At 40.6% G+C, this 11,659-nt stretch carries 9 protein-coding genes; 8 read left to right on the forward strand and 1 reads right to left on the reverse strand.

Going from position 1 to position 11,659, the window contains the following annotated elements; translation table 11 throughout:
- Window positions 1-21 precede the first annotated feature (21 nt).
- The 4 genes from VB620_RS00275 to VB620_RS00290 all read left to right on the forward strand — a co-directional run bounded on the left by VB620_RS00275 (window position 22) and on the right by VB620_RS00290 (window position 5,016).
- Window positions 22-294 (forward strand): CTB family bacteriocin, encoded by a 273-nt coding sequence (locus VB620_RS00275; RefSeq protein ID WP_323194120.1) that lies wholly within the window; start codon window positions 22-24, stop codon window positions 292-294.
- A 284-nt stretch (window positions 295-578) separates the two neighbouring features.
- Window positions 579-878: a CTB family bacteriocin gene (locus tag VB620_RS00280; RefSeq protein WP_323194121.1), complete on the forward strand. Its 300-nt coding sequence runs from the start codon at window positions 579-581 to the stop codon at window positions 876-878.
- A gap of 557 nt (window positions 879-1,435) precedes the next feature.
- A complete protein-coding gene (locus tag VB620_RS00285; RefSeq protein ID WP_323194122.1) occupies window positions 1,436-3,586 on the forward strand; it encodes a peptidase domain-containing ABC transporter in 2,151 nt (716 codons plus the stop codon).
- 26 nt (window positions 3,587-3,612) lie between these two features.
- Window positions 3,613-5,016, forward strand: coding sequence for an HlyD family efflux transporter periplasmic adaptor subunit (locus tag VB620_RS00290; protein ID WP_323194123.1), 1,404 nt, complete (start codon window positions 3,613-3,615; stop codon window positions 5,014-5,016).
- 176 nt (window positions 5,017-5,192) lie between these two features.
- Here the strand turns inward: VB620_RS00290 and mrdA are convergent, their stop codons facing one another.
- Window positions 5,193-7,001 (reverse strand): penicillin-binding protein 2, encoded by a 1,809-nt coding sequence (mrdA, locus tag VB620_RS00295; protein WP_323194124.1) that lies wholly within the window; start codon window positions 6,999-7,001, stop codon window positions 5,193-5,195.
- Between the two features lie 176 nt (window positions 7,002-7,177).
- Here mrdA and VB620_RS00300 point away from each other — a divergent pair, with 176 nt between their 5' ends.
- The 4 genes from VB620_RS00300 (at window position 7,178) to urtA (ending at window position 11,648) form a co-directional block, all read left to right on the forward strand.
- Entirely contained in the window at window positions 7,178-8,308 is a 1,131-nt protein-coding gene (locus tag VB620_RS00300; protein WP_323194125.1) for an ABC transporter ATP-binding protein, read from the forward strand.
- Window positions 8,309-8,312: 4 nt separating this feature from the next.
- On the forward strand, window positions 8,313-9,395 hold the full coding sequence (locus VB620_RS00305; RefSeq protein ID WP_323194126.1) for a polyamine ABC transporter substrate-binding protein: 1,083 nt from the start codon (window positions 8,313-8,315) through the stop codon (window positions 9,393-9,395).
- A gap of 99 nt (window positions 9,396-9,494) precedes the next feature.
- Complete coding sequence (locus tag VB620_RS00310; RefSeq protein ID WP_323194378.1) at window positions 9,495-10,334, forward strand: ABC transporter permease; 840 nt, start codon at window positions 9,495-9,497, stop codon at window positions 10,332-10,334.
- A 57-nt stretch (window positions 10,335-10,391) separates the two neighbouring features.
- Window positions 10,392-11,648, forward strand: a complete 1,257-nt coding sequence (gene urtA / locus VB620_RS00315) for an urea ABC transporter substrate-binding protein (RefSeq protein WP_323194127.1) — start codon at window positions 10,392-10,394, stop codon at window positions 11,646-11,648.
- Window positions 11,649-11,659 lie beyond the last annotated feature (11 nt).

The following is an 11,659-nucleotide window of genomic DNA, read 5'->3' on the forward strand; positions in this document are numbered from 1 at the left end:
AACACCATAGAGATAAAAACCATGACCAACGCATTATTTAACGAAGTATCCGCAAACCAACAAGAAACCGTAGCTGGTGGATTCAGCTTGAACTTTAGTGGTACCACTTTCTTAGGACTACAAACAGCTTCAGGAACTACTTCTACATCCACTCCAGATGGTAGCAACGCAATTGGCGAAAATGCTGTTGTAGACGTTAATACATCAGGTGGAACTGCTAACGGTCTAGACCTACCTGCAAATTTTGACCTAGCTGCTCTATTCTCTTCATTCTTCGGCGGTATGACCATGTAGTTGATGAATTTCACCAGAGTTTGTGGAGACAAACATCTCCAACTCTGGTAAATTTTTTTGAAACCAAGAGGTGAAACTATTTCTCATCAATTGTTTACCGAGGTATCCTTTGATTAAGAAAAATATTAGCTGGTGAATTTACTTTAAATTTCAGCAGCTTAGTTTTATATAGTTTCCCTCTACCAAATATAGCTCAGTCTTTCCTGAGTCTTCCTACAGAGTTAGGTAAACCTGATAGGGAAGAGGCTTTTTAGTAACATTCCTAACAACAAAAAATAAACACAATGTCTGACAAATTATTTACAGAAGTATCTGTTGCAGAGCAAGAAACCATAACTGGTGGTCTTGATCTAAATGCAACATTGACTACATTTTTCGCTCAACAAACTAATTCCATTACAGGTGCTACATCTGGCTTTGGCGGTAGTACAGCAGGCGGTCAAAATTCTTCGGTTACAATCTTCACAACTGGTTTGACCTTGAATTACTTAAATGGTACTGGTCAAGTACCACCTATTCCCCCCATTCCAAACCCAAACCCAAACCCAAACCCAGGACCTACCCCAGGACCTGTAAATCCATAGACACAGAAAATTTGATTCCAGAGCTTTTTTCAGCTTTTAACTGACATCAACTGAAATATCTATATAAGTATTTCATAAGTAGATAGCAAGTAAAAGTTATAGCTTGAGAGTCATTTACTAAATTTTCCATGTGAATTTTGAGAAGTGGTCAACTATTTATTTTTGGGTCGTATAATTAGCAATAATTATCTGGTCTTGATAGACCCCCAAATAATAGCTGGCCATTTTTCATATGCGATTAAGAATTTTAATTCAACATTTCTGCAATTTAATATAAACATAAAAAGTACCCTAGCCTTCCCCACGAGCAGGGAGGAAACCGAATTCTACTGGGTAGGAGATAGTAAATATAGGTTGGGTTTCTAGACTTTGTACACACGCCCTAGCCATTAAACCCCAGGTAAGTAGTGATTTCTCATATTATGTTTCATTATTGAACTGAATTTAGTAACATAAATTTTATTATGGGTATTGATTAATAATTTGATATTATTCATAGAATTATCTGAAGCGAAATCGGGTAGCTGTTTCTAGGGGAATTTCATTATTACTTGCACATGAAATACCAATTTGTTCGACAGCATAGTGAAGAAGACTGTGGTGCAGCTTGTATAGCAGCAATTTCTAAATATTACGGGCGCAATTTTACCCTCAGCCATGTCCGAGAAGTGGTAGGAACTGGACAATTTGGCACAACTTTGTTAGGGCTGCGGCGGGGTGCAGAAACACTGGGTTTTACTGCTAAACCTGTGACTACCTCACCAGAATTACTGAAGCGTTTGGATGAAGCTCCTTTACCGGCAATTATTCACTGGAAAGGAAATCACTGGGTAATTTTATACGGTAAAAAAGGCAAAAAATATCTGATTGCTGACCCAGCTGTAGGAATGCGTTATCTGTCTAGCCAAGATTTAGTACAGGGTTGGACAGACTGGTTAATGTTGCTGCTAGAACCAGATCCTATCCGCTTTTTTGCTCAAAAAGATGATGAAGTAGGGGGATTTTTTCGGTTCTTCAAACGGGTTTGGATTTATCGCACAATACTCGCCCAAGCTTTACCTCTCAACTTGATGTTGGGGTTACTGTCTTTGGCTTCTCCCTTTTTATTGCAAATCCTCACTGATGATGTGCTAGTGAGGGGTGATACGAGTTTACTGACTACAGTAGTTATGGCTGTAGTAGTAATGAATATTATTTCTACTAGCTTGTCTTATGTACAGTCTAACTTAATCGCTCACTTTGCCCAACGCCTGAAATTAGGGTTAGTGCTGGATTTTGGGCGACAAATTTTGCAATTACCCCTTGCTTATTACGAAGCCCGGCGCAGTGGAGAAATTGTCAGTAGGCTGCGGGATATTGAGCAGATTAATCAATTAATATCTCAGGTGGTTGTTAGCTTACCCAGCCGCTTTTTTATTGCGTTGATTTCTCTGGGCTTGATGATTTTCTATAGCTGGAAATTGACGATAGTAGCGGTAATTATTGCTGTATTCATGACCTTATCTACCATCGTTTTTCTCCCGACTTTACAGCAAAAGAACCGAGAATTTTTAGTTAAAAATGCAGAAGCTCAAGGACTGTTAGTAGAAACATTTAAAGGCGCTCTTACCCTCAAAACTACCGGGTCAGGACAACAATTTAAGGATGAATTGCAAGGTGAATTTGGGGTTTTGAGTAACTTAGCATTCCGGACAATGCAGATTGGAATTATTAATGGTAGTTTTTCCGGTTTTGTTTCTAGTATTGGCAGTGTGATTTTACTCTGGTTCGGTGGCTATTTGGTGATTAATCCGGCTGAGAATCTCAGCATTGGACAGTTATTTGCATTCAATGCGATGAACGCAAATTTCGTAGGGTTAATTGCGATGGTGATTGGTTTTGTACAACAATTCACAATAGTGAAAACTGCTACGGAACGTTTGACGGAAGTGATAGACGCGACTCCGGAAAATGAAAATGATGGGAAAAAGCCTTTTGCGATGATTCCCGGTGATACAGATATTGTTTGCAGTAATGTGAATTTTCACTATGCTGGTAGACTTGAACTGTTAGAAAATTTTTCCTTGACGATTCCTGGTGGTAAGGTTACTGCTATAATTGGCAAATCTGGTTGTGGTAAAAGTACCATAGCCAAACTAATAGCGGGGTTGTACCCGATAAATTCTGGTAATATTCAGATAGGATTATTTAATCTTCAAGACCTGTCTCTAGATTGTCTGAGGGAACAGGTAATATTGGTTCCTCAAGATGCTCACTTTTGGAGTCGTTCTATAGTAGAAAACTTTAGACTAGGAGCGCCCCATGCTTCTTTTGAGCAGATTGTTAAAGCCTGTAAAATTGCCGAAGCTGATGAATTTATTGTGAAACTACCTGCAAAATATCAAACTATTTTAGGTGAGTTTGGGGCGAATATTTCTGGGGGACAGCGCCAAAGGTTAGCAATAGCGAGAGCAATAATTACAGATCCACCTATTCTGATTTTAGATGAATCTACAGGTGGACTTGACCCTGTGAGTGAAGCACAAGTTTTAGAACAGTTATTTCGCCATCGTCGGGGAAAAACTACAATTTTAATTACTCATCGTCCAAAAGTAATTAGTCGGGCTGATTGGGTTGTGATGTTGGAAAATGGTAAGTTAAAGCAGGAAGGAAATTTAAAAGATTTTCAGGAAACACCAGGAGAACATTTAGATTTGTTCATTGATTAATTCAGTCCTAATTTTTCTTAAAAAATATGCTATATACTCATAACGAAAAAGTCCTACCCGCAATCAAAACTGAGGATTTTCTGCCTCCTGTTAGTATTTGGACTTCCTTGGCTGGAGTGGCGCTGATGGGAACAGTGGTTTCGGCGATCGCAGTTTCTTCATTGGTGAAATATAATGTCACGGTGAAAACAGTGGCCACTGTTCGTCCTGCGGGAGAAGTTCGGGTTGTACAACCACCGAAAGAAGGGACTATTGAACAAATCCTAGTTCAAGAAAATCAGGTTGTCAAAGAAGGCGATATCATTGCTATTCTTGATTCTCAGGAACTGCAAATTAGACAGAGACAATTGCAAGGAAGTATTCAACAAAATAGTTTACAACTAATTCAAATTAATGCGCAAATTGAGTCTTTAGATAATCAAGTGCTGGCAGAACAAAGACTGATCCAGCAGACAGTTAATGCAGCCCAAACTGATTTACTACGTAATCAAAGAGACTACCAAGACCGGGAAATTGCTACTAAGAACGAATTGAAAGTAGCGGAAGCGGAATTGCGAAAAACACAAGCAGATTTAGAAATGGCTCGTGCTATGTTGGAAAGCGCGGGAGAAAAACGCGATAGCTACCAGGAATTGTCAGAAAATGGTGTAGTGAGTCGCAATGTATATAATGATCAAGTTCTGTTGGTAAAGCAGGCGGAATCGAACCTAGTCGCAGCCAAAGAAGCCGTAAACATTTCTGAAAGTAAAGTAAACTTAGCCCAAGCAGCCCTGAATCCTTCTCAGGCGGTAGTAGAAATTGCTCAAATCCGCATTGGTCAAGAAACTGCTAGGGGTGAAGCAACCATCGCCACCTTAAATAAAGAAAAACAAGCTTTGATTCAACGGCGGGTTGATATGCAAAATCAACTCTACCAATTACGCCAAGAACTGCAACAAGTAGTGAATTTGCAGCAAGGTAATATTATTCGTGCTACTAGCGATGGTATTATTCTCAAGCTGAATTTACGCAACCCCGGTCAAGTGGTGCGGGCTAGCGAAGCTGTGGCGGAAATTGTTCCCCAAAACGCACCTCTGGTAATTAAAGCGATGATTCCCACCGGAGATATTCAAAAAGTTGAAGCTGGTCAAGAGGTAATATTACGGGTTGATGCTTGTCCATATCCTGATTATGGCACTCTGAAAGCTGTGGTCAGTCAGGTATCTCCAGATGTGATGACAGCTACAAGCAACACCGGTGCAGTAGCGGCTACAGCTCTACCAGGAAGTTACTTTGAAGCCACAGTACAGCCAGAAAGTATGACATTTGGAAATGGCGATCGCCAATGTCGCATCCAATCAGGGATGAATACCAAAGCTGACATTATCTCCAAAGAGGAAACAGCTATGCAATTTATCCTGAGAAGAGCGAGATTGATGAGTGATATATAAAGCGATTTTTCTCACTGCAAAAGAAACTCAAGAATATTGAAAAAAGGGCGATAACTTCCATCATTCCTTGGTAAAGTTAAGCGAAAGTAAAACCCCAGTTCCCAGAAAAAGGAGCATCGGAGAATAATTTGGCTACAAGTCGAATTTATCTCCCCTGGCTTCTTCCCAGTCCCCATTTATTTGGCTTTCTGATACTTACCAGGATATTTTCTTTGAAAGTAATCTTCCATAATTTCTAAAAGTATCGGGCCAGCAAGACTACCACCGCCGCCGCCAGAATGTTCAGTAAAAGCGACAATCACAATTTCTGGTTTATCGGCCGGGGCATAAGCACCAATCCAAGCATGATTTTTTTTCACGCCATTCTGCCATGCTTCAGCCGTTCCTGTTTTACCAGCTACGGGTGGAAGTGTAGGCTTATTTAAAACTTTTCCAGTGCCTTGAGTTATCACCTTCCTGAGTCCATCACGCAAAATTTTCAAAGTGGAAGGCTTCATGTTGATAGATTCTCGCCAACTTCTCGCTTCTTCATTATCTTTAAGCAAATGCGGTTGGACTCGGTAACCACCATTAGCTGGAACAGCAAACATGACCGCAACTTGTAAAGGAGTAGCTAATAAAGAACCTTGACCAATTGACATATTAATGGTGTCGCCAATAGTCCAAGGCATCTTTTGAGTCTGGCGTTTCCATTGGTCATCCGGTACTAAACCCCTGGCTTCTTCCGTGGTAAACTCAAAGCCGGTTTTCTTACCAAATCCAAATTTACGAGTCCATTCAATCAAAGTCGGGCCGCCCACTGACCTAGCAACTTGATAAAAGAAAGTATCACTACTCCACTGCATTGCACCCACAAAACCTAAAGGACCAAAGCCGGCGTGGTTCCACTCACCAAATCTACGACCACTAATAGTTAAATAACCGTAGGTTTGTAGAACTGTGTTGGGAGAAAATTTACCTGATTCCAGCGCAGCTGCTGTAGTCACAATTTTGAATGTACTGGCGGGAGGAAAGGCACTGAGAGCGCGATTAACTAAAGGACCGTTTGCACCTTGTACAGATTGCCAATCTTGCTGAGTCAGTTTTCGTTTAGAGAAGATATTGGGGTCAAAGGTGGGGCGAGATACCATCGCTAAGACTGCGCCATTATTGGGGTCAAGTGCCACAATAGCACCGTTGTACTTCCCCAAAGCTTTATCTGCGGCCTTTTGCAGATTTAAATCTATAGTTAAATTTAGATCATTACCGGGTTTGGCCTGTTTATCTTCCAATACCCGAATAAACTGACCTGAGCCATTTACTTCAAGTTGCTGACCACCCCATTCACCCCGCAGCAGATTTTCATAAGCCCTTTCAGACCCCATCTGACCAATGACATCTCCTAATCGATAGCCTAACTCTCGCTTCTCTTTTAACTGTTCGGGAGTTAATTCTCGCGTATAGCCGAGGACATGGGCTAATACTTTACCTTCGGGGTAATAGCGTATGGCTGAAGTCCGAACTTCTACATTTTTGAGTTCATTTTCATACTCTTTGATGGCAGTAACTTGGGCTTCACTCAAGTCACGCGCGATGAGAATTAATGAAGAAGAGTTGGGGCCCGCTTCTTCTAATGTGTTTTCTATTTCCGCTTTGGGGATATCGAGAATTTTCTCTAGACGTGAAACTATAACCGACCACCCAGGCTGGGTATGGGTCATGGGCCAGAGATATACAGAACGAGGGGAACGGTTACTAGCTAAAAGTTTGCCATTGCGATCAAAAATATTACCCCTCTCTGGTTGTTTGGCAATTGTCCGCACCCGGTTAGACTCCGCCTGGGAACGATATGCGGCTCCGGTGATAATTTGTAAGTATGCTAACCGCACGCCGATTGTGGTGGTCATCAGCAAGGTAAATACAATTAAAAAGATGGGCTGAAAATTTCGCCCAACTGTACGTGTGTTTTTGTTTACCCTCAGTGGGGATGGTTGCCAGAAGGACATAAGATAAATAAGTTTTCTAAACTAGACAAATATGTATAAGATTATGCTGAAGTTTCAATAATCTTTTATACTACATAATCTATAGATTCTCCAATCCCAAAGTACGGAATTATCAGTTTTAATAGACTAAATTAACTGAGAAAATCACCTAATATCAGAGCATTCTACTTAAGATTATGGCTCAAACAGTTACGGAAAATCAGAATCAAATCACAACGTCTCAGCCACTGGATGTTGAACTGCGTCATGTGTTCAAGTTTTTCAACAAAGAACCGGCGGTACATGGAGTAGATTTAGATGTCAAACAGGGCGAATTCTTCAGTATTTTAGGCCCTTCTGGTTGTGGTAAGACAACTATCCTCCGGTTAATAGCTGGGTTTGAAATGACTGATGCGGGTAAGGTGTTGATTCAGGGTCAGCCAATGTCTGACGTTCCGCCTTATCGCCGACCTGTAAATACGGTTTTTCAAAGCTATGCGTTGTTTAATCATCTGAATGTTTGGGATAACATTGCTTTTGGACTACGACTGCAAAAAAAACTCCGTAAATCGGAACTGGAAACTAGAGTTGAAGAAGCTTTAGGGCTGGTAAAAATGGCAAGCTTGCGATCGCGCTTTCCCGGTCAACTTTCTGGTGGTCAACAGCAACGGGTGGCTTTAGCTAGGGCTTTAGTCAATCGTCCCACTGTGTTATTGCTGGATGAACCTTTAGGGGCTTTAGATCTAAAACTGCGGAAAGAAATGCAGTTGGAGTTGGCGAGTTTACATAAAAACTTAGGACTGACTTTCATTATGGTGACACATGATCAGGAAGAGGCTATGTCTTTGAGCGATCGCATCGCTGTGATGAATCAAGGCAAAATTGAGCAAGTCGGTACTCCTCGACAAATTTATGAACATCCCCAAACATCCTTTGTCGCTGATTTTATTGGTGATACCAATTTATTTGCAGGTGAAATCACTCATATCGAATCTTCATCCCTAGAAATTGCCACAAAAACTGGGTTAAAAATAGTTGTCAGTCGTTGTGTAGATACCCCATCTCAATTATCTCAAGCGGTCGTGGTGAGTGTGCGTCCGGAAAAAATTCAACTTTCACTGTATCGCCCCCATGACATGACTAACTGCTTTGAAGGGCGACTGGGAAATGTCATGTATTTAGGCACTCACGTTAATTATGTAGTGGAATTAGCTAACGGTGTGAGTATTAACGTTTTGCAACCCAACACCCTGGGGAACTTACCAGACAGTCACACAACGATTTATGCTTGGTGGGGAGAAAGTGACTGTGTAGCGATTAATCAGTAGTGACATGAAGAACAGAAGGCAATTTTTACAAGCGATCGCCGCACTTTCCAGTTTGTCCCTAGCTAGTTGTGGCTGGAAATTGGGTAATGTCAAATCTAGTAACATCTCTCCCCGCAGCGATCAACTAGATATTTTCACTTGGACACAATATTACGATAAACAATTATTGGAAACATTTACCACCCAAACCGGGCTAAAAGTGTTGGTCAATATTTATGACTCCAATGAAGTCATGCTGGCTAAAATTACAGCTGGTGGTGGTAGTACCTATAGTGTGATCTATCCATCTGACTATATGGTGCAGAAGATGGTAGAAGACGGTTTATTAACCGAAATTAATCATGACCGCCTGACTGGGTTAAAAAATTTATTTCCAGAATTTCAAAATCCCAGTTATGACCCCAACAATCGGCATAGCATCCCCTTTAATTGGGGAACCACCGGTTTTATTTACGATTCTGCCGAACTCTCTGATCCACCCGAAGACTGGGAATATCTGTGGCAAAACCGAGAACAATTAAATCGGCGGATCACCTTGTTAAATGATGTCCGGGAAGTCATGGGTGCAGTGTTGCGAATGTTGGGTTACTCATACAACTCCCAAGACGAAAACCAACTCAAAGAAGCTTATCAAAAGTTAGTGGAATTGAAACCTGCGATCGCCTCTTTTGACACTGACGCTTGGCAAAACCAACTGTTAGCCGGAGATCTAACCCTAGCCATGTGTTACTCCGCAGATGCTATCCGTATTACCCAGGAAAATCCCCGATTTAAATATATAATTCCCCGCAGTGGTTCGTCACTATGGACTGATACCATTGTCATTCCCAACACATCACCTAATTTAGATGGTGCTTATGCCTGGATTAACTTTATGTTACAACCAGAAGTAGCCGCTAGTATCAGTGAACGTCTCAGCCTGGCGACTCCCAATAGTGCTGGGTTTGAACAATTACCCAAAAATATCCAAAATAATCCTAGCTGGTTTCCCCCAGAATATATCCTCAAAAATTGCGAACGTATTCAACCCTTGGGTGATTTTGAAGATGTTTATGAGCGTTACTGGACTGAATTAACTATTAGCTAATATTTTATCCCCATCATTATTGTGTCTACTAAAAATCGTCCTCCTGAAATCAAATTATCTGGGAATATTGCCAAAGCCAAAACACCTAATAGAAACCCAATGAATTGGCTGCAACCTTTAATATTTCTCGCCCCATCTGGACTTTGGTTACTATTATTATTAGTTCTACCCACACTGCTAATTTTCCAATTAAGCCTGGTTCCCAATATTAGACCAGGGGAAATCGTTAATCCCAGTGGCATAGATAACTATTTGCGGATACTAGACCCGTTATACCTGAAAGTCATCTGGCGATCGCTACGACTAGCAATGAGTACCACAATCATCTGCCTAATTCTCGGCTTTCCCGTCGCCTATTGGATTGCACAAATGTCACCCCAGCGCTGGCGAAACTTGCTACTATTAGGCTTTGTCCTCCCTTTATGGACATCCTCTGTCCTGCGTTCTTACGCCTGGATGACAATTTTACGTCCCACTGGCTTACTAAATACTATTCTCAGCACTTTAGGCTTACCCACCATAGATTTACTCTACCAAGAACCAGCCGTATTAATTGGCATGAGTTATAGCTTATTACCCTATATGGTATTAATCCTTTATGCTTCCCTAGAAAAACTAGACAAACGATTATTAGAAGCCTCTGCCGATTTAGGTGCAAATTCCCTACAAACTTTTGTCAAAGTCACCATACCGCAAGTTTTACCAGGAATTATTGCTGGGACAATGTTGGTTTTTATCACCGCCTTAGGGGATTTTATTGAACCAGAATTATTGGGTGGAACTTCTAGTATGACAGTAGCGCGACTAGTATACAATCAGTTCCTCGGAGCTACTCAAAATTGGGGCTTTGGTTCAGCCTTAAGTATGACATTAATTTTTGGTGTAAGTATAGCGATCGCCCTGTTAATTAAGTTTGGTGAAGTTAATGAAAATAGCTAACACTGGAATTGAATAATATATAAGCACATCAAAAACTGAGATTGGCTATTGATAACAATGAACAATAAAAAAAATGTTCTTTTATTATTAGCTTTTGGATTAAGCATAATCATATTTTTTTTCATTCATACTCAAATTTCACTTGGCAGAAAACCGATTAAAGTCGGAATTCTCCATTCTCTAACTGGCACAATGGCCATTAGTGAAAGGTCTGTGGTTGATGCCACCTTACTAGCTATTGCAGAAATAAATGCTCAAGGTGGTGTTCTGGGTAGAAAAATTCAGCCAATTGTCGTTGATGGCGAATCTAATTGGCAAACCTTCGCTGAAAAAGCCGAACAACTAATTGTACAAGAAAAAGTCGTTACCGTCTTTGGCTGCTGGACTTCTGCTAGTCGGAAAACAGTCAGTCCTGTATTTAATAAATATAATCATTTACTTATTTATCCAGTCCAGTACGAAGGACTAGAAAGCTCACCCAATATAGTCTACACAGGTGCTGCACCTAATCAACAAATCATTCCCGCCGTTAAGTGGTCCTTTGATAATTTAGGAAAAAGATTTTTTTTAGTAGGCTCTGACTATATTTTTCCCCGCACAGCCAACGCCATTATTAAAGACCAGGTTACAGCATTACAAGGTCAAATTATCGGAGAAGAATATATACTTTTAGGTAGCAGAGATGTTGCAGGAGTCATCCAAAAAATTGTAGAGACTCAACCAGATATTATCTTAAACACTATTAATGGCGACAGTAATATTTACTTCTTCCAAGCCTTAAAAAATGCTGGAATTACTGCCGATAAAATTCCCACTATTTCCTTTAGTATTGCCGAAGAAGAACTACGTAATTTCTTGATTACAGACATAGTAGGTAACTATGCAGTCTGGAATTATTTTCAGAGTATTGATCACCCCAATAATCATGATTTTACCAAAAAGTTTCAGCAAAAATATGGTAAAGGACGAGTCACCTCCGACCCCATTGAAGCTGCATATTTTGGAGTTCATCTCTGGGCGCAAGCAATTAAAGATGCAGGTATAGATGATGTCAATGCTATTCGAGAAAATATCAAAGACCAAAGTTTTCACGCCCCAGAAGGCATTGTATATATAGACCCTGATAATCAACATACCTGGAAGACAGTGCGCATTGGCAAAATTAAATTAGACGGACAATTTGAAATTGTCTGGAACTCAGATAAACCAATTCGCCCCCAACCTTATCCCCTTTCCCGTTCTCAGGCTGAATGGGAAACTTTTCTCAAATCTCTTTATCAAGGCTGGAACAATAATTGGGCAAACCCTGGTTAAGATAAATTTGG

It is taken from the genome of Nodularia harveyana UHCC-0300, from assembly GCF_034931085.1.
In the GTDB taxonomy this organism is placed as follows: domain Bacteria; phylum Cyanobacteriota; class Cyanobacteriia; order Cyanobacteriales; family Nostocaceae; genus Nodularia; species Nodularia harveyana.

Coding starts and splice junctions, on each gene's coding strand:
- VB620_RS00305 (WP_323194126.1), top strand. CDS start 8,313: ATGAAGAACAGAAGGCAATTTTTACAAGCGATCGCCGCACTTTCCAGT.
- VB620_RS00290 (WP_323194123.1), top strand. CDS start 3,613: ATGCTATATACTCATAACGAAAAAGTCCTACCCGCAATCAAAACTGAG.
- VB620_RS00285 (WP_323194122.1), top strand. CDS start 1,436: ATGAAATACCAATTTGTTCGACAGCATAGTGAAGAAGACTGTGGTGCA.
- VB620_RS00300 (WP_323194125.1), top strand. CDS start 7,178: ATGGCTCAAACAGTTACGGAAAATCAGAATCAAATCACAACGTCTCAG.
- urtA (WP_323194127.1), top strand. CDS start 10,392: ATGAACAATAAAAAAAATGTTCTTTTATTATTAGCTTTTGGATTAAGC.
- VB620_RS00310 (WP_323194378.1), top strand. CDS start 9,495: ATGAATTGGCTGCAACCTTTAATATTTCTCGCCCCATCTGGACTTTGG.
- VB620_RS00275 (WP_323194120.1), top strand. CDS start 22: ATGACCAACGCATTATTTAACGAAGTATCCGCAAACCAACAAGAAACC.
- VB620_RS00280 (WP_323194121.1), top strand. CDS start 579: ATGTCTGACAAATTATTTACAGAAGTATCTGTTGCAGAGCAAGAAACC.
- mrdA (WP_323194124.1), bottom strand. CDS start 7,001: ATGTCCTTCTGGCAACCATCCCCACTGAGGGTAAACAAAAACACACGT.